Origin of the sequence: Marivirga tractuosa, from assembly GCF_042140215.1 — a bacterium.
Lineage (GTDB): Bacteria > Bacteroidota > Bacteroidia > Cytophagales > Cyclobacteriaceae > Marivirga > Marivirga tractuosa_A.
This window is the reverse complement of record NZ_CP159478.1, coordinates 923,788-942,861: the sequence shown is the minus strand read 5'-3', so window position 1 is coordinate 942,861 and position 19,074 is coordinate 923,788. Positions and strand designations below refer to the sequence as shown.

Below are 19,074 nucleotides of genomic sequence, written 5' to 3'. Positions count from 1 at the left end.
TTAAAATAGTTTGGAATGCATCACTATCCATCTTTCAGGCAACTCGCCCTTTAAGGCTTGCTGATAATCAGAATAGCTGCACGGAACAATTGAATTTCGATTGAATCGGTTATTGCCAGACGGATTTGGTACTTCCATCCACCATTTATCTATGAAATTACTTTTATAGAAAGTTAAGATTTCTGGCTCCATAGGCATAGAGACAACATATTTCATATAATCATTAGAACGGAAGTCCCTTGATTCTTTTCTGTGGTAAAAACCTTCAATAAAATACCAAATCATAGTAGCTAAAACTGCTGCTGACTTATTGGATTTATCATCTTTAGTGACATCAAAATCATAAAAGCCTACTGCACTTAATTTTTCATTAATACCAGCATACCAACATAATTGGCAGGCCTCCTCCCCTGTCAGTCCGAAAGGTTGAGCTTGAGCAGTAGCAGGAAAATCAGAGGATTTTATGGCAGACAAATCGAAAGTCATCATATCCGCCTGACGGATAACTGGCTCCATTTCTTTGATATCATGGCGTAATGCTCCTATTCGATGCGCTTCAAAATATAATTTCTCAAGCGTGCTAATTGCCTGGGGATTTACCAGATAAGTTTGATAGGCCAGATGGCTATAATTAAATAAATAATTAGGCTGATGCATTAACATTTTTTGAACATGCTGTTGATTGGCAGGAGCCTCTTTATCTTCCATATCTAAAAAAGCATCCACATTTAATACGCTGATGAGTTTTTCCATCTCTTCATAAGCCAAATACTGCGCAAAGCCCATATCCTGAGAACCGCCAATTAAAATAGGCAATACATTATTCTCAATACAAGCATGGCAAACTTCTTGTACTCTTCCAAAGGTCTGCTCTGTATCGATAGCTTCCGAAATATTCCCTAAATCCACAATATTATAAGCACCTGAGCCTTTTGATAATCTGTAGAGCTTCTTTCTTAAGGCATCAGCTCCGCCTACTGTACCAACATTCTCTTCATTATTTCCTTTATCGGAAATTCCAATCAAGGCTATATCAGCACTTTTATAATCAGGAAATTTCTCCTGATAGACTTGAATATTTTTATAAAAGCTTCCCTGTTTTTTGATATCGTAAAAAATCTCCTCGGGAACGGGGCTAAAGAAAAGTCTTAAATCCATGGCATGAATTTAATAACAATAATTTGATGAGCATTAACTTTGAGTAAAATGATTTATTTTAACCACATTTAGAAGACCAGCCTAAGGCTGTTTACTTTTTACCGCAAAGATTCTGTGTTGAAAACCAAATGATTTTTCATTAAATTTACAATTAGGAAAACAAATCAAGAGCGGACTTGATCCAGCTCGGTTAGGGCGGCCTCTCGGGGCTGCTCTAATAAAAATTTATCCTTGTAATATTCTGGATTATATCTTTCTTCTTTTTTCCATAGCGTATAAATTAGTATCAGCAATTTCCTTTGCACGGCCACATAACTTTTCATTTTAATTTTTTGTCTATCAAACAAGCGGTTATAAAAATTACTTAATGGCTCATCATGTTGGACTGCCGTTAATGCTGGGAAGTAGAGTGCTTTTCTAATATGTTTATTTCCTTTGTGGGAAATTCTAGCTTTGGTGTTAACCGATGTTCCAGATTGTTTGTTGTTGATGTCATAACCGGCATAACATACCAATTGACGGCTGTTTCTGATAAGGTTAAAGCCATTTGTTTCTGCTATTACAATGGTTGCTGTAATAAAGCCAACTCCTTTTAGGGAGCATATGTAATTAATTTTCTTTTTTAACCATGGGGTTTGATCGACTATGTCTTTCATTTGAGTTTCTATTTGGTCAATCAGCTTATCCAAGAACTTAATGTGTTGCTTGGCTCTTTTTAATGTAAACTTATCGACTTCTGCCATGTGTTCTTTGGCATGTTGTTGGTTCTTGGCCCTGGTTCTTTCATTGAGTAATTGCTCTCGTTCTCTGCTCAGACCTTTTAATTTCAATAAAGAGGCATCTGGTTTTGTCCAGTTGTCTATCTTTTTTAATAAACCAAATTCAGCGATGTGCCTTGCACTGATTTTATCGTCTATGCGCCTCACATCAGTGCTACGGCAATAATTAGCTACTTTGTTGGGCAGAACAACGGCAAGTTCAAAACCATTATCGTAAAGCGCGTAAGCCAATTGCTCATGATAAACACCTGTTGCTTCCATGACTACTTGAAGAGGAAGATCATTAAGTTGATGTCTTTTAACCCAATTCATCAATTTCTTAATATCCCTTTTGGTATTGGCAAACTGACCACTTGATACAATTTTTAATTCAAAATCCTCTTGGAGGGTAATCAAAACAACATCCAGAGCATCCATTGAAACATCGATTCCACAGCATTGTCTAAGTACTTTCATGGCTTTAAAGTTTAGTTCCACAATAGCAATAAGATACTCTTCTGGCTCCTGTCTCGTGTTAATACAAGATATTTCAATTGATGAAATTCTTTTGATTCTGGTTCGGAATTTAAAAAGAGTAAAAACAAAGTGAGGAATATCTTTGCGAGAACATAGCTCTTAGCTTGTTTGTTCACAAATACTGCTCTCACTTTGCCTAATTGCTTTATTAAAAATACTTATATTTTTAATAATTCTTGAACATACGAGGTTCTCTAAGAGTTTCACAAAGGACACACATTGGCAACTAATTGGGTGCTGATTGCCCTTATTTTATCAAATTAGACTATTTGAAATTATTCAACACATTAGTAATTATAATATGAGTAAAAATAACAGTAAATAATCTTGATTAATTTTGTTTTGTGATTAATCTCCATGTTCTTCCTTATGTTTCAGGTTGTGAAAACCTCAGTGACATTTTGTGATAATCATTGTGTTACTCTGTGGTAAAATCAAGCAGCCTTTGGCTGCCATTTGTTTTCTTTTGTTGTTAAGAAATAATGGCAAAGGCATTTATAAATTACTCTAATTCACTATTCCCCTCACCATTTCCTTCTTTCCTGGGGGGCCAGGCAAAGTTTCAACTTCAAAACCTACGGATTTCAAATCTCTCTTTAATTGACCTTTAGCGCTGTAAGTGGTGAAGACACCACCATCTTTCAGTAAATTAAAACATTTCTGCATTAAATCAGCTGTCCATAACTCTGCTTGTTTGCTAGGGGCAAATGCATCAAAAAAGAGCACATCAAAGCGTTCGCCAATTTTAAAATCTTCAAGCTTTGCTTTGATTTTATGAATGGAGAAATACGGATTAATTTCCACCTTTTCTCCCCATTCACATTTATGTAATTCTTCAAAAAAGGTTTTTAAATTATCTTCACCAATTGATGACACATAGTTTAACTGATTTATAATCTCCATATCCAATGGAAAAGGTTCAATAGTGGTGAAATTGATTTTGACTTCATTTTCCATGGCAAATTGAGCTGCCAAAAGGGTATTTAAGCCAGTTCCAAAGCCTACTTCAAAAACCTCTACCTGCTTAGGTAAGCCTGATTTAGTTCTCCAAAACCGTAATCCTTTTTCAATAAATACATGGATTGATTCCTGCAAAGCACCATGAAAAGAATGATAAGTCTCCTTCAATCCTTCATGATAAAGAGAATGAGACCCGTCTTCGGTAGTTATAATTTTGATGTTATCCATTATTATTGATCTAAATCACCTTGATGCTCTACTTTATAAATAAGTGCTACTGCATGTGCGTCCACTCCTTCTTCCCTACCGACAAATCCTAATTTTTCAGTAGTTGTGGCTTTTAGAGATAAGTCATCCTCACTTATCTTCATCACTTTGGATAAAACACTCACCATTTCAGGAATCAAAGGATTGATTTTAGGCTTTTGTAATCCAACTGTCACATCTAAATTTCCAATCTCATATCCCTTATCCCGAATTAAAGCAACTGTTCTTTCCAGTAAAATTTTGCTGTCTATTCCCTTGAATTGTGAATCTTGGTCAGAAAAATGAAAGCCAATGTCTCTCAAATTAGCTGCCCCTAACAATGCATCACAAATCACGTGAATTAATACATCAGCATCGGAATGACCTACTCCACCTTTATGATAATCTAATTTAATTCCTCCTAACCAGAACTCTTCGCCTTCTGCTAGGCGGTGTACATCATAGCCATATCCTATTCTGAAATTCATTTCTTTGCATTATAATAAATAGTGGAACAATTTTCATCTCTTAATATTTCATTTGATGCCTCATGAATATCTTTTGTGCTAACCGATTTGATTAAATCTATTTCTTCATTAACCAAATTAGGGTTTCCCATCGCAGCACCAAAAGCAATAGACATCGCACGATTCAAAATATCAACTTCACCATAAACGATAGTGGAAATAGCTTGATTCTTAACTTTTTCCAATTCTTTATTAGCTACTTCTTCCGCCTGCAATTCTTTAATGATTTGCTTAACAGCTTTATCGGCATTTTCCAAACTAATGCCAGATGAAACCTGACCACTTATCACCAATAACCCAGGATCAACTGAACCTGTTACATACGCAGCTAGGTTTGAAAAAACACCAGTTTCTTTTACTAATTTCTTATATAATCTACTTGACTTCCCTCTTCCAAGGACGTCACTCATTAAATCCGTAGCATAATATTTTTCGTCCGTTTTGGCTGGCATGTGATAGGCCTTATACAAAGCATCTACTGGAACATCCGCTTCAATTTCCAGAAACTTAGCCTTTTCTTGCTTGGGTTCTTGAGGTAATTTTCTTTCTCTTTTTTCCCCAGAAGGAATTTCACCAAACCATTTTTCAGCTAAATTCTTAATTTGATCAGTTTCTACATTTCCTGCCACCACCAAATAAGCATTATTGGGTCTGTAATGCGTAAAGAAAAAATCCTTCACATCATCCATGGTGGCATTCTCGATGTGAGAAATCTCTTTTCCTATAGTAGCCCATTGATAAGGGTGCTTTTCATAAGCCAATGGCCGCATTTTCAACCATAAATCCCCATAAGGCTGATTTAAATATCTTTGCTTAAATTCTTCTATCACCACGCTTTTTTCAACTTCTAACACTTTAGGGTCGAAAGATAGAGACATCATCCGGTCTGATTCTAACCAAAAAGCAGTTTCAATATTTTGCGCTGGAAGAGTTACATAATAGTTGGTGACATCCGGGCTAGTAAATGCATTGTTTTCTCCCCCGACTCTTTGAAGTGGCTCGTCATAATTGGGGATATTTTTTGAACCCCCGAACATCAAATGCTCAAAAAGATGGGCAAAACCTGTTTTGTCAGGCATCTCATCTCTTGAGCCCACATCATATAGTAGGTTAACAACGGCTAAAGGTTTATTTTTGTCTTCATGAACATACACATTCAGACCATTATCAAGCGTAAAAGAATTATATTTTATCATAAGCTAATGAGTGAATCAAAAATAAAAAATATAATGGCTTTTGCAGATTAGACCATTACTTTAAATTTGTCGGATAATTGTTTCCGATTTTTTTAGGAAACCCAAAGATAGAAACAGTAATTTAAAAACTAAACTTAAACCTCTAAAGCCTTTCTATAAGGTATTTTTTCATGCAATTCGATAGAAAAAAATTATCCAACAGTAAGCTGATTAACCTTTACAAGCAAATTTTGTTGCCACGGCTCATAGAAGAAAAAATGTTGATTTTACTTCGACAAAATAAAATCAGCAAGTGGTTTTCTGGAATCGGGCAAGAAGCCATTTCAGTAGGTTCAGCTGCAGCTTTGGAAAATGATGAATATATACTTCCAATGCATAGAAATTTAGGGGTTTTCACTACAAGAGAAATTCCATTAAGCAGATTATTCTCGCAATTTCAGGGAAAAATGCAAGGTTTTACCAAAGGAAGAGACCGGTCTTTCCATTTTGGAACCAATGAATTCCATATAGTGGGTATGATTTCTCACTTAGGACCACAATTAGGTGTAGCAGATGGAATTGCCTTAGCCAATAAATTAAGTGGTGAAAATAAAGCAACTTTGGTTTTTAGTGGAGATGGAGGAAGTTCTGAAGGAGATTTTCATGAAGCCTTAAATGTTGCAGCTGTTTGGGATTTGCCCGTTATTTTCATGATTGAAAATAATGGTTATGGCCTTTCTACACCAAGCAATGAACAATTCAAATTCAAAAATTTCATTGACAAAGGGCCTGGATATGGAATGGAAGCCATCAAAGTAGATGGTAATAATATATTGGATGTTTATCATGCAGTGGATACAGCCGCCAAAAAAATGCGCAAAAATCCGAAACCTATTTTAATAGAAGCTATGACTTTCAGAATGAGAGGTCATGAAGAAGCTTCAGGCACTAAATACGTTCCTCAGGAATTATTTGATAAATGGGCTAAAAAAGATCCTGTTGATAATTATGAGCAATTTTTATTGAAGGAAAAAATCATCTCTCAAGAAGAGATAAATGATTTAAGAGCAGAGATTAAAGCTAATATCAATAAAGGTTTAAAACTTGCGGGAGAAGATGTATATCCTGAATTAAATACTGATCAGCAAGTTGCTGATTTGTTTTTGCCTCACGAGTCAAAAGCTACAGCACCAAAATCAGATAAGAAAAGTCCTAAAAGATATGTGGATGCCATTTCGGATGGATTAAAGCAATCTTTCGAAAAATATCCTGAATTAGTAATAATGGGACAGGATGTCGCGGATTATGGTGGTGTATTTAAAATCACGGAAGGCTTTATCGATAAATTTGGTAAAGATAGAATCAGAAATACACCGCTTTGTGAATCTGCCATTATTGGAATTGGCTTGGGCATGAGCATCAAAAAGCAAAAGTCCGTGATTGAAATGCAATTTGCTGATTTTGTGACTTGTGGATTCAATCAGATCGTAAATAATCTGGCTAAATCACATTATCGTTGGGGGCAAAATGCTGATGTGGTAGTTAGAATGCCAACAGGAGCAGGAGTTGCGGCAGGCCCATTTCATTCTCAATCAAATGAGGCTTGGTTTTTCCACACTCCCGGATTGAAAATTGTTTTTCCTTCCAATCCTTATGAAGCAAAAGGTTTGTTAGCTGCAGCAATAGAAGACCCAAATCCAGTAATGTATTTTGAGCATAAAGCACTTTATCGCTCTTTGACTGATGAAATTCCTGATGATTATTATACGGTTGAAATCGGAAAAGCTAATATTATCAAAGAAGGAACAGACATTACTATCATTACTTACGGTATGTGCGTTCACTGGGCAAAAGAAGCAATGAATGATTTATCAGATTTATCTGTTGAGTTGATTGATTTAAGAACTTTGTTGCCTTGGGACACTGAAACAGTCGAAAAAAGTGTATTGAAAACAGGAAAAGTCTTGATCTGTAATGAAGATTGCTTGACAGGAAGCATTAGTGGAGAAATAGCTGCCTGGATAAGCGAAAATTGTTTTGAAGCTTTAGATGCACCTGTAATGCGAGAAGGAAGTTTGGATACTCCGGTCCCATTTAATGCAGATTTAGAGCAGAACTTTTTACCAAAAGAGAGAATAAAAACAAAGCTTAAAAAACTAGCTGAATATTAAATAAAGCCTCAGAACTTACAGAAAATTCATATTCTGGAAAATTGGCATTAAATTGTAGGATTAGAAAACATATTTTGATTAAAAACCCACTATATCAATTTTTATTAATAGGGCTTGCCATATTTTTGGTTAGCTGCTTTTGTTTACCATCAGTTACTTATGCCCAAGAGACTGGAGGAGATAAATTAGAAGTATCAGAAAAAAGCAGCCCTAAAAAAATGGATGATAAAAAAACCAGAACTTCCAAAAGAAGGAAAGCAAAAGGCAATCCAAACAAAGGAAGTAATAAAGTATTTGTTATTAATCCATTCAAATGGGATTGGGGTAAGGTGATGTGGTTTAAAGCTCGAAAAAGTGATTATAAAACAAAGAAATATAATCCAGACAAACGAACCAAAAGAAAAACTTATGATAATCAACCCAATTATAAATCTGCTGATAGGAAAGCAATTACTGATCCTTCGGAATTAAGAACTCCATATATTCCATATGACAGTCGAATTGCGGATGAAGGTCCAGTTACTCAAAAAAAGGAAAAACCAAAAAATGTTAATTTACAAAAAGGTGGTCCACAAGAAACTCCTAAATCAATTAATCTGAACGATCCATCTGAAACTTTATCGAAAGCTCCTAAAAAGGAGAGAAAAAGTAAGGTAGACGGAAAAAAACTTTACAGTAAGAGACAAGATAAAGAGAGAAAGCGCTTCGACAATAGCAAACTAGAAACTGCATCGGTATCAGATTTGGATCCTGAAATGGACGAAAAGAAAATCATGACCAAAAGTCAAAAAAATGATTATTCCAAATTGAATAATGATAAACTAATGATCTCTGAACGCCCAGATTATAAATCAAACAAACCTGATGGAGATAAATTATTAACCATCGATGCTTCTGATAAAAAACCTAAACCATTTGACAATGAGAAGTTGATGACCGAAAGAGTGAATGATGGTAAAAGAGATAAATTTGATGATAAAAAACTCATGATCTCTGAACCTGCTAATAGAGAGCGAAAACCTTATGACGACAGTAAACTGATGACTGCTGTACATGGCGATCGGGAAAGAAAGCCATTTGATGAAGACAAATTGATGATATCGAAACCAGCCAATCGAGAACGCAAGCCTTTTGACGACAGTAAACTGATGACCACTACAATTAGCAAACCTAAAAAACAAGAATTGCATGATGATCGCTTGCTGACGGTAGTTGAAAGAAGAAAGCCAACTGATGAAATGAAAGAGACTAGCAAAGACATTTCAAAACTTGATGGTGATACTAAGAGACACTTTTACCTAAGCACTGAATCACATCCAGGCACCAAAATATTAGCCGCAGAAAACACCAAAGTTCCATTCCTAGCTAGAACTTTCCAATCGGTATCTTCGTTTTTCACCAGTATCTGGAAAGATGATACACAGCCAGGTTATGTGAATCGCAAAAAACCGAAAGAAAAGCGTGATAAGAAGGAAGGTATGATCTGGGACAATTCTGTTCATCCTGACACTTGGAAAAAACAAGAAGCTGAATCTGGAGAGCAACAAGATTAAAAAAATACTTACAATATGAATTGGAATAGATTAGATAGCATAGAAACCTTAGATAAAATCATTGAAGAATCTAAGACAAATCCTGTAGTAATTTTCAAACACAGCACTAGTTGTTCAATAAGTGCAATGGCATTGAACAGATTAGAAAGAAGCTGGAAAGAAAATGAAATGAATGAAGTGAAAGCTTATTATTTAGATTTAATCTCCTATCGAGACATTTCAAATGCGGTAGCTGAAAAATTCAGAGTAATGCACCAATCACCACAAGTTTTATTGATAAAAAATGGAGAATGCGTTTATGATGAATCCCATATGGGAATTAGTTACCAAAATTTGAAATCAGGAGTAGCTGCCTGATTTAAAGCATTTTAAAGTTTACATTCTGTTCAATATCAGGATGTAAGCTTTTAGCTACAGGACAATTCAATCCAATTTTCTTTAAATTCTGGATTTCATTCTCAGGTAAGTTGGTTTTCCAATTTATATCAATTGTAATGGCTTTAATCCTTCGCGGATTTGCTGCCATTTCCTTTGTTAAATCACATTCGATCTCCCCTAATTCAAGATTATTTTGATCTGCGTATATGCCCATTACCGTGAACATACAACTGGCTAGAGAGGTTGCTGCCAAATCTGTAGGTGAAAAAAATTCCCCTAATCCATGATTATCTATAGGGGCATCAGTATTTAAAGAATTTCCTGAACGATTATGGATTGCATTTGTTCTAAGTGGGTGAATGTATTTAATTGAGGAAGTTGCCATAAACTATGTTTAATTTTAATCGTTATTTCCAAATGCAAGTTAACATTATTCAACATTTTTATAATGTATAAGCAGTTTATATGTAGTTTTAGATGAAAGCTTTAAAAAATATTTAGTTTCCCATTCTAAAACCATAAATTTGTATTCTTATTTCAGTAAAATGAAAAAAATATTCATACTCTCAATATTGCCACTTTTTCTCTGCCTTGAGGCTAAAAGCCAGAATGAAGATCCTTTTGATTATGGACAGGAGTTTCTTTTTGGAATAACTAAGGCTACAAATGGTGGACTATTCTCAGGTGGGTTTTTCCGTTATAGTGCCAAAAAAACTGACCGTATTTTTCAGACTTATGGTATAGAAATAGCAAATATTAGACATCCTCAGGAAAGAAGAGTTCCAAGCCCTACGTTTTTCAGTTCTTCTTCTTTTTATGAAGGGAAGGAGAAATACTTGATAAGCACTAGGTTAATGTATGGGTATGATCTTTTATTATTCAAAAAAGCTGAACAAAAAGGGGTTCAAATAAATGGAGTATTTACAGGTGGTCCCAACATTAGGTTTTGTATCTCCATATTTCCTAAGAGCTGAAGGTGGTAGTTTAGTTACTTACTCTCAATATTTAAATGGCTCTTCCATTATTGGCCCGGCAGGATATTTTTCAGGAATCGACCAGATGGAAGTAGTAATGGGAGCTCACTTAAGAGCATCTTTATTATTTGAATTTGGAACATTCAAAAGCAAAGTAACAGGATTTGAAGTAGGGTTTTTAGGAGAAATTTTCAGTAGAGAAATCCAATTAGTGCCTTTAGGTACAAAAAATTATAACTTTTACCCAGCAGCATTTGTCAGCATATTGTTTGGGTCAAGAAAATAGATTAAGAATCGATTAATAGATTGATATGATAGATTTACCGGTAGTAAGCCAAGAAGAAAAAAAGAAAAATAAAAAACCAGATTGGTTGAGGGTAAAATTACCTGTTGGTAAAGAGTATGCTAACGTTCGTAAAATTGTGGATGAAAATAAACTGCATACCATCTGCGAAAGCGGTAATTGCCCAAATATGGGGGAATGCTGGGGAGCAGGAACTGCCACTTTCATGATTTTAGGGAATGTATGTACCAGAAGCTGTTCATTCTGTGCAGTAGCTACTGGTCGCCCACCTGAATATGATGAGCAAGAGCCACAAAGAGTAGCAGAAGCCATCAAAAAAATGGGGGTAAAACATGCTGTTTTAACTTCAGTAAATAGAGACGAGTTGAAAGATAGAGGAGCGGAAATTTGGTATCAGACAGTTGTAAAAACAAAAGAACTTTCTCCTGAAACTACTATAGAAACTTTAATTCCTGATGTAAAAGGAAAATGGGATGCACTTTATAGAATGATAGAAGCTGGCCAAGAAGTGGTTTCGCATAATGTGGAAACGGTTCCTAGTCTATACAGAAGAGTGAGACCTCAGGCTAAATATCAAAGAAGTTTAGACCAAATTAAGCTTACCAAAGAATACGGAAAAAGAACAAAAACTGGCATCATGGTTGGATTGGGCGAAACACAAGATGAGATGTTTGCAGCTATGGATGATCTAGTAGCACATGGTTGCGATATTTTAACTGTTGGTCAATATCTACAACCAACCAAAAGGCATCATGATGTAATCGAATATGTACATCCTGAAGTTTTTGATATGTACAGAGAAGAAGGATTGAAAAGAGGACTGAAATATGTTGAATCAGGGCCTCTAGTACGCTCTTCATACCATGCGGAGAGACACGTAAACGTTCCGATTTAACGGTCAAAGACTGACTTATTATTGAGGAGACAAATCACTATGATTAAATATTCTGCCAAATAATAAATATTTGTGGTTAAAATTTAATCATTTCAAACCACAGCATTTAGTGAATCTCACTTATATTGCTGTGGTTTTTACTTTTTGAGCTTTCTAAAAAAATGTTGAAAAGCTTTTATCATTTTTATAAAGGCTGATTTAAAAAGCCAACTTTGAATACCTATGCAAGATAATTTTATTGTTACCCTGGAGAATCTGAAGTTAAAGGATTACCGCAGCTTATTAAAATCAATGAAAAAAGCTTATGCGGGATGGGATGACCTATGGGAAGTAGAACATATCAAAACGCTTATTGATAAATTTCCAGAAGGGCAATTATGCGTTTTAGTTAATGGACAGGTTGCGGGCTGTGCTTTATCCATAATTGTGGATTATTCTGAATTTGGCGATAATCACACTTATCCGCAGATTACTGGTAATGAATCTTTTGACACACACAATCCTGATGGAGATGTACTTTATGGAATAGATGTATTTGTGCATCCTGATTTTAGAGGAATGAGGGTTGGAAGAAGGATGTATGATGCCCGAAAAGATTTAGTAGAGCAATTAAATCTTCACTCCATTGTGGCAGGTGGCAGACTTCCAGGCTATTCAAAATTTGCAGAGAAGATGACACCAAAGCAATACATCCAAAAAGTAATTGCTAAGGAAATCTATGATAAAACCTTATCATTTCAATTGTCAAATGACTTTCACGTAAAAAAAGTATTAAAAGGATATTTACCGGGCGATAAGCAATCAGTAGAATTTGCAGCTTTAATTGAGTGGAATAATATTTATTATGAACCTTCTGAAGAATATGTTCACATTCCTAAAACAGTCATTCGTTTGGGATTAGTGCAATGGCAAATGCGTCCAACACCTTCTTTAAAAGCCATGCAAGAACAAATTGAGTTCTTTATTGATGTAGTAAGTGGCTATCAATGTGACTTCATATTATTTCCCGAGCTTTTTAATGCTCCACTTATGGCGGAATTCAATCATTTGGATGAAGCCTCAGCTATCAGGGAATTGGCAAAATATACCGAGCCTTTAAAAGAAATTTTTCAGGAATATGCGATTAATTACAATGTAAATATCCTCACTGGAAGCATGCCTGTAATCAGCAGAGGAAAACTTTACAATAAAGGATTTTTATGCCGAAGAGATGGTACTAGCGAAACTTATGAAAAAATTCACATGACGCCTGCGGAAGTAAGCGCATGGGGCATGACAGGGGGAAAGAAAATACAAGCATTTGATACAGACTGTGGTAAAATTGGTGTCAATATCTGTTATGACGTAGAATTCCCTGAAATGGGAAGGCTTTTAGCCGATGAAGGAGTTAAAATTCTGTTCGTTCCATTCCTGACGGATACACAAAATGGATATATGAGAGTTCGATTATGTTCTCAAGCAAGAGCTATCGAAAACGAATGTTACGTTGCCATAGCAGGTAGCGTGGGTAATTTGCCTAAAGTAAATAATATGGATATTCAGTTTGCTCAATCTGGAGTGTTTACGCCTTCTGATTTTGCATTCCCTACTAATGGAGTAAAAACGGAAGCCACTCCTAATACTGAGATGACAGTAATTGCAGATGTAGATGTTAATTTGTTAAAAGAATTGCATACTTACGGAAGCGTGCGTAATTTAAAGGATCGAAGAAAAGATTTATACACCATTAAAAAGAAATAAGTCAGTGAAGGTAGAAGAGTTTGTAAATTTAAGTTTATTCAAAAAGATAAAGACTTTATATGTTGAAGGAGAATTTGTGACCTCCATCCGCTATTATCGCTATAAGGTCAATTTATTTTTATTGAATGATTTTTATGTAGAAGCTTTTTACCATCCCAAAACTGACCGTATCGAAAAAATCGTTCCTTTTGACAGTAATCACACAAGAAAGAAATTTTATACTGACCAAGTGAAACTGCCCCATTGGTTTGAAAAAGTATCTTAAAATGATAGATTTAAGAAGTGACACAATAACCCAACCAACTCCTGAAATGAAGGAAGCCATGATGGCTGCACCAGTTGGGGATGATGTTTTTGGAGAAGACCCCACCATAAATGCTTTAGAACAAAAAGCAGCTGATTATTTCGGAATGGAATCTGCTATTTTCTGTCCCAGCGGAACCATGACTAATCAAATTGCCATTAGAGTGCATACTGCACCACATACTGAAGTCATTTGCGATGAAAAATCCCATATCTATTTATACGAAGGCGGTGGAATAGCCTATAATTCCTTTGCTTCAGTGAGATTATTGCATGGAGATAGAGGCAGAATTACTGCCGAAATGATTCAAGATAATATCAATAATCCTAATGATGTGCATGCACCGATTTCTACTTTGGTTTCTTTAGAGAATACTATGAATAAAGGTGGTGGCTGTGTTTATGACTTCAAAGAAATTGAAAAAATTAGCTCGCTCTGCAAGGATAAAAACCTAAAACTCCATTTGGATGGCGCAAGATTATTCAATGCTTTGGTTGCCACAGATGATGATCCAAAAAAATATGGAAAGCATTTTGATACTATTTCAATTTGTCTTTCAAAAGGATTAGGTTGCCCTGTAGGTTCTTTATTATTGGGAACTCAGGAGGAAATCAAAAAAGCCAGAAGAGTAAGAAAAGTATTAGGGGGTGGAATGCGCCAAGCAGGATTTCTTGCAGCTGCTGGAATTTATGCATTGGACCATCATATAAATCGACTTAAAGAGGACAATGATAGAGCTAGAAAAATTGCCAATGTATTAGAAGGATTAAGTTTTGTAGATTCTGTTCTTCCTGTGGAAACCAATATCGTGATTTTCAAACTTGCAAATAATGCTTTATCGGTTGATTTTGTTGAAAAATTAAAGCAAAATGGAATTTTAGCGGTTCCTTTTGGTAAGCATGATGTCAGATTTGTGACACATCTCGATTTTGATGATGAGATGCTTGAAGATTTGATCAAGAAATTAAAAGCTATTTAAAACAATCTTTATCCTACACCATGACATTAGCAGAAAAAATTAATGACCAAATTCGAGATATAGTAGATTTCCCAAAACCCGGTATCATATTTAAAGATATAACACCAGTTCTTTCTCATCCAAAACTAGTAACTGAAATTGTCAATTGGTTTGTAGAGAAAGCCAAAAATGATAATATTGATGTGATAGTGGGAGTAGAATCCAGAGGTTTTCTTTTCGGAATGATGATAGCAGAAAAATTAGGAGTGCCTTTTGTACCCGTTAGGAAAGAAGGGAAATTGCCTTACGAGACCATCAAATATTCATATGACTTAGAATATGGAAGTGCGACTATGGAAATCCATAAAGATGCAATCAAAAAAGGACAGAATGTAATGATTCATGATGATTTATTGGCAACAGGTGGTACAGCCTTGGCCGCAGCGGAATTAGTAAAACAATTAGGTGGAAAAGTAGGCAACTTTAGTTTTTTGATTGAGTTAGGATTTTTGGAGGGCAAAAAAAAGCTGACCAAAGAAAATGAAGCGGTTTATAGTATCGTTACTTACTAACTGGCAAATTGATATACAACTCCAAAATCTCCTTCTCCATTTGGAGAAGGATTAAGGATGAGGTTTTAAGGAGTTTATATTTTTAAGATTTATATAATATATTTGAAATTCAAATAGAGCCTATTAGGCATTAAATGAGATACATTTTATCCCGATAGCTATCGAGATTGATATTTAGTGCCAAATGAAAAAATTTTGTGTAGTTAATTATTAATATTTATATAGTAGAAAGAGATTTATAAAGCAATCATGGAAGAAGCACAGATAGAGAATAAAAGCGCATTGCAACAAAAAGTTAAGGACGTAATGTCTGAAGTGGCTAAAGTAGTTGTTGGACAAGAATATATGGTCAATCGTTTATTGATCGGTTTATTCACTAATGGACACGTTTTATTAGAGGGTGTTCCTGGACTTGCCAAAACTTTAACAGTTAACACTTTAGCGAATGTTTTGCATTTAGATTTTCAACGTATTCAATTTACGCCTGATTTAATGCCTTCTGATTTGATCGGAACCATGATTTACAATCAGAAGCAAGGAAACTTTGAGGTTAAAAAAGGCCCAATCTTCTCAAATTTGGTTTTAGCGGATGAGGTCAATCGTTCTCCTGCAAAAGTGCAATCTGCCTTGTTAGAAGCCATGCAGGAAAAACAAGTGACAATCGGTGAAACTACATTCCCGTTAGACAGACCTTTCTTGGTTTTAGCAACACAAAACCCAGTAGATCAAGAAGGAACTTATCCTTTACCTGAAGCACAGGTTGATAGATTCATGCTAAAGGTAACCGTAAGCTATCCTACCAAATCTCAGGAGCTGGAAGTAATGAGAAGAATGTCGAATATGACATTTAATAAAGAGGTTAATACCATCTTAACAAAAGAAGAAATCTTCAGCATCAGAGATCAGGTCAATCAAGTAGAGATTTCGGAATCTTTGGAGCGTTATATTATCGAATTGGTTTATGCCACTCGCTCTCCATTGGACTATGGTTTGAAACAAGAAGCAGAATATATACAATATGGAGTTTCGCCTCGAGCCAGTATTAATTTAAACCTAAGTGCTAAAGCTGTAGCTTATATGGAAGGCAGAGATTACGTTTTACCAGAAGATATAAAAGAAGTGGCTTATGATGTTATGAACCATAGAATTTTGCTCAACTATGAAGCTGAAGCAGATGGCGTTACTACCAAAGACATCATCGAGAAAATATTAAAACAAGTGCCAATTGGCTGATTTTATCAAGTAGAATAGTAATTAATAAGGGGCGATTAAATTTAACCGCCCCTATTCATTTAAATCAAACAAGTTCACTTCAATTATTTCAATCCAAACTAATCATTGACACTTTATTTTAATTTAATAGTCAACTTATTTAATTCCCCTTCATCAATTACCCCATTTAGGTTTCGGTCGATTAAGACTGCAATATAAAATTCGTCTAAGTCAGTATCTTTCATTTTAATTTGATTGCCATCATAAAATAATTGATTAATCTCAAATTCTAATTTCAAGATTTCATCGGATTCACTAATTAAATTAAGCCTTTTACTATCCGAATTCTCATATATCGTGTAATGATGACCATTATTCTTAAATATTAAGCTTTCATATTTCCCGCTTTTACTTGGAGCCATACCAGAGCCTGGTTCAAAGAATGGCAAATCTGCTTTTTGCATCCCTAATTTAATTTTGTCTAGTTCCTCTTTATTTAAGAAAGCAGCAATTTGAGTTGAATAAAATTCGTTTGATTCTGGCTTGTAGGGTTTATTATAAAATCTCAAAGAGAACTCCTGCCTATCTAGTTCAACTGTTTCGTCCAGTTTATTGACTTTTGATTCCTTATCATTTTGAGCAACAAAAAGCAAATTAGATAATTTTTCCTCTTTGCTTAAGGAGTAATTTGTTGACTTACACGATTGAGCAAAAATTACAAAAAGAATAAAAGCTAAGGTTAATTGTGATATTTTCATAAGGTTAATATTTGAAACACAAATATATCAAGACACATATAAAAGCATTCCCGTTGTGCTACTTTTTTATTTTAACACAAAATTAATAGAGGATGAAATTGGTAACAATTTGCTAAAGAGACTGACAAATTCAGTTAACAATTAAAAACCACCTTTGTCACAAAGAAATTTAAACTCAATTAAAAATTATTCACGATGAAGAAAATTAATTTAATAGCGATGCTAGCTTTGGTATCGGGATTCTTATTCACTGCATGTGATGATGATCCAGAGCCAAACAACCTAGTAACAATTGAAGGAATCCCAGCTACTGCTGAGATTGAAAATTTAGGAACCTTAGAACCAGTAAATGCAACTATTACTGCAGAAGATGGATTAGCGAGTGTAACAGTGACTAAAGATGGTGACACCTATTTAGAGCCAGAATTTGAAGCTAATGCTACATCTTTATCATTAGAATTTTCTTATACCGCAGAAGAAGCTGATGCAGATCAAAACATTGTATTTGAATTCACAGCTATTGATGCAGATGGTGATTCAGAAACAGTTACGCATGTGCTTTCAGTTGGAGAAGCTCCAGCTCAGTTTCCTAATGAAGTTCTTTCAGGTCTAATTGAAGAAGATCTTACGCTGACTAGTGATAGAATATGGGAACTAGCAGGACGAGTAATTGTAACTGCAGGCAACACATTAACAATTGAACCTGGAACTATTATAAAGGGACGCCCAGGTGATGCTGCAGCAGCTTCTGTACTGATTATAGCTAGAGGTGGTGATATTCAGGCAAACGGAACAGCTGAAGCCCCAATAGTTTTTACTTCAACCGCTGATGAAATTGGAGTGGGTGAATTTGAAAGTTCTCTTGATTTAACTACTCAAAGAGGTTTATGGGGTGGAGTTTTAATATTAGGTAACGCCCCTATTTCTGCTGAAGCTTCTGAAGCGCAGATCGAAGGAATTCCTGTTACAGTAACTGAAGGATTATACGGTGGTGATGCTGCTGACGATAACTCAGGTGTATTTGAATATGTATCAATTAGATTTACTGGTGCTGAATTAGGCCCTGGAAATGAATTACAAGGATTAACCTTAGGTGGTGTAGGTTCAGGCACTACAATCAACCATGTTGAGTCAATTAATAGCTCAGATGATGGTGTTGAAATATTTGGCGGAACTGTTAATATTTCAAACTTTATAGTTTGGGCTCAAGATGATGATGGATACGATACTGATCAAGGATGGAGTGGAACTATTGACAACTTTGTATATATCGGAGCTGATGAAGCAAATGGTTACGCATGGGATGGAGACCATGGTATGGAGTTAGATGGTTCAGAAGGAGATGACGGATCAACTAATTTGGTTGGTAAATTTATCAACGGTTCTTTAAGAGGCCTATCTTCTAGTGATTATGCTGATCTAAGAGACGGTGCTAAATATGATATCCAAAATACGTATTTCTTCGATTTTGCGGAAGGTTCAGATATTGAGATTGATGCTGATGATAATGATGATGATCCAAGAGGTTCAGATAATTACGCTAATGATATTACCAAATTTATCGGACTTGAATTTAATACAACAAATGCGATAGGTGATATTTTTGTTGATCAATTAGATGCAGCTGCAGCTGCAGCAGCTAATGATAGAACTGAAACTGAATTTGCTGCTCAAATCACAGCAAACAACGCTAAGTTCATTAGCAATAATGCAGTTGTATCAGAGCCAACCGTAGGTGCAGATGTAAGTGTATTAGCTTGGTCTTATGCGGCAGCACAAGGGCAGTTAGACTCTTTCTAAGCAAGAAAATCAAATTAATAAAGGAAATAGCTCTCAGAATTGAGGGCTATTTTTTTTGTATCTATATTAACAGAATATTTCGGTTAACAAATTA

At 35.2% G+C, this 19,074-nt stretch carries 19 protein-coding genes; 12 read left to right on the top strand and 7 right to left on the bottom strand.

What is annotated here, in order from left to right:
- The 5 genes from ABWH96_RS04285 to ABWH96_RS04265 all read right to left on the bottom strand — a co-directional run bounded on the left by ABWH96_RS04285 (position 1) and on the right by ABWH96_RS04265 (position 5,382).
- A complete protein-coding gene (locus tag ABWH96_RS04285; protein WP_375580262.1) occupies positions 1–1,158 on the bottom strand; it encodes a formimidoylglutamase in 1,158 nt (385 codons plus the stop codon).
- A gap of 164 nt (positions 1,159–1,322) precedes the next feature.
- Positions 1,323–2,393: an IS110 family transposase gene (locus tag ABWH96_RS04280; protein WP_375580261.1), complete on the bottom strand. Its 1,071-nt coding sequence runs from the start codon at positions 2,391–2,393 to the stop codon at positions 1,323–1,325.
- 567 nt (positions 2,394–2,960) lie between these two features.
- The gene (gene mnmD, locus ABWH96_RS04275; RefSeq protein ID WP_375580260.1) at positions 2,961–3,641 is read right to left on the bottom strand and encodes a tRNA (5-methylaminomethyl-2-thiouridine)(34)-methyltransferase MnmD; all 681 of its coding nucleotides are present in this window, start codon (positions 3,639–3,641) and stop codon (positions 2,961–2,963) included.
- 2 nt (positions 3,642–3,643) lie between these two features.
- Entirely contained in the window at positions 3,644–4,147 is a 504-nt protein-coding gene (gene ispF / locus ABWH96_RS04270; RefSeq protein WP_375580259.1) for a 2-C-methyl-D-erythritol 2,4-cyclodiphosphate synthase, read from the bottom strand.
- On the bottom strand, positions 4,144–5,382 hold the full coding sequence (locus ABWH96_RS04265) for a M16 family metallopeptidase (RefSeq protein WP_375580258.1): 1,239 nt from the start codon (positions 5,380–5,382) through the stop codon (positions 4,144–4,146). The genes ispF and ABWH96_RS04265 overlap by 4 nt, the downstream gene beginning before the upstream one ends.
- A 170-nt stretch (positions 5,383–5,552) precedes the next feature.
- Between ABWH96_RS04265 and ABWH96_RS04260 the strand changes: the two genes are divergently transcribed.
- The 3 genes from ABWH96_RS04260 (at position 5,553) to ytxJ (ending at position 9,442) form a co-directional block, all read left to right on the top strand.
- Positions 5,553–7,532: a thiamine pyrophosphate-dependent enzyme gene (locus ABWH96_RS04260; RefSeq protein WP_375580257.1), complete on the top strand. Its 1,980-nt coding sequence runs from the start codon at positions 5,553–5,555 to the stop codon at positions 7,530–7,532.
- A 74-nt stretch (positions 7,533–7,606) separates the two neighbouring features.
- On the top strand, positions 7,607–9,085 hold the full coding sequence (locus ABWH96_RS04255) for a hypothetical protein (protein ID WP_375580256.1): 1,479 nt from the start codon (positions 7,607–7,609) through the stop codon (positions 9,083–9,085).
- Between the two features lie 15 nt (positions 9,086–9,100).
- Positions 9,101–9,442, top strand: coding sequence for a bacillithiol system redox-active protein YtxJ (ytxJ, locus tag ABWH96_RS04250; protein ID WP_375580255.1), 342 nt, complete (start codon positions 9,101–9,103; stop codon positions 9,440–9,442).
- Between the two features lies 1 nt (position 9,443).
- Here ytxJ and ABWH96_RS04245 read toward each other — a convergent pair whose 3' ends face one another.
- Positions 9,444–9,848 (bottom strand): OsmC family protein, encoded by a 405-nt coding sequence (locus tag ABWH96_RS04245; protein ID WP_375580254.1) that lies wholly within the window; start codon positions 9,846–9,848, stop codon positions 9,444–9,446.
- 160 nt (positions 9,849–10,008) lie between these two features.
- Between ABWH96_RS04245 and ABWH96_RS04240 the strand changes: the two genes are divergently transcribed.
- The 8 genes from ABWH96_RS04240 (at position 10,009) to ABWH96_RS04205 (ending at position 16,443) form a co-directional block, all read left to right on the top strand.
- Positions 10,009–10,437 (top strand): hypothetical protein, encoded by a 429-nt coding sequence (locus tag ABWH96_RS04240; protein WP_375580253.1) that lies wholly within the window; start codon positions 10,009–10,011, stop codon positions 10,435–10,437.
- Entirely contained in the window at positions 10,376–10,723 is a 348-nt protein-coding gene (locus ABWH96_RS04235; RefSeq protein ID WP_375580252.1) for a hypothetical protein, read from the top strand. The genes ABWH96_RS04240 and ABWH96_RS04235 overlap by 62 nt, the downstream gene beginning before the upstream one ends.
- Positions 10,724–10,748: 25 nt before the next feature.
- The gene (gene lipA, locus ABWH96_RS04230) at positions 10,749–11,636 is read left to right on the top strand and encodes a lipoyl synthase (RefSeq protein WP_085516356.1); all 888 of its coding nucleotides are present in this window, start codon (positions 10,749–10,751) and stop codon (positions 11,634–11,636) included.
- A 222-nt stretch (positions 11,637–11,858) separates the two neighbouring features.
- On the top strand, positions 11,859–13,376 hold the full coding sequence (locus tag ABWH96_RS04225; protein WP_375580251.1) for a GNAT family N-acetyltransferase: 1,518 nt from the start codon (positions 11,859–11,861) through the stop codon (positions 13,374–13,376).
- A gap of 4 nt (positions 13,377–13,380) precedes the next feature.
- Positions 13,381–13,641, top strand: coding sequence for a hypothetical protein (locus ABWH96_RS04220; protein ID WP_375580250.1), 261 nt, complete (start codon positions 13,381–13,383; stop codon positions 13,639–13,641).
- 1 nt (position 13,642) lies between these two features.
- Positions 13,643–14,659, top strand: coding sequence for a threonine aldolase family protein (locus ABWH96_RS04215; RefSeq protein ID WP_375580249.1), 1,017 nt, complete (start codon positions 13,643–13,645; stop codon positions 14,657–14,659).
- 20 nt (positions 14,660–14,679) lie between these two features.
- Positions 14,680–15,210: an adenine phosphoribosyltransferase gene (locus ABWH96_RS04210; protein ID WP_375580248.1), complete on the top strand. Its 531-nt coding sequence runs from the start codon at positions 14,680–14,682 to the stop codon at positions 15,208–15,210.
- Positions 15,211–15,459: 249 nt separating this feature from the next.
- Entirely contained in the window at positions 15,460–16,443 is a 984-nt protein-coding gene (locus tag ABWH96_RS04205; RefSeq protein WP_375580247.1) for an AAA family ATPase, read from the top strand.
- Positions 16,444–16,556: 113 nt separating this feature from the next.
- Here ABWH96_RS04205 and ABWH96_RS04200 read toward each other — a convergent pair whose 3' ends face one another.
- Positions 16,557–17,180: a hypothetical protein gene (locus ABWH96_RS04200; protein ID WP_375580246.1), complete on the bottom strand. Its 624-nt coding sequence runs from the start codon at positions 17,178–17,180 to the stop codon at positions 16,557–16,559.
- A 195-nt stretch (positions 17,181–17,375) separates the two neighbouring features.
- Here ABWH96_RS04200 and ABWH96_RS04195 point away from each other — a divergent pair, with 195 nt between their 5' ends.
- The gene (locus ABWH96_RS04195) at positions 17,376–18,980 is read left to right on the top strand and encodes a hypothetical protein (protein WP_375580245.1); all 1,605 of its coding nucleotides are present in this window, start codon (positions 17,376–17,378) and stop codon (positions 18,978–18,980) included.
- The last annotated feature ends 94 nt before the right edge of the window (positions 18,981–19,074 follow it).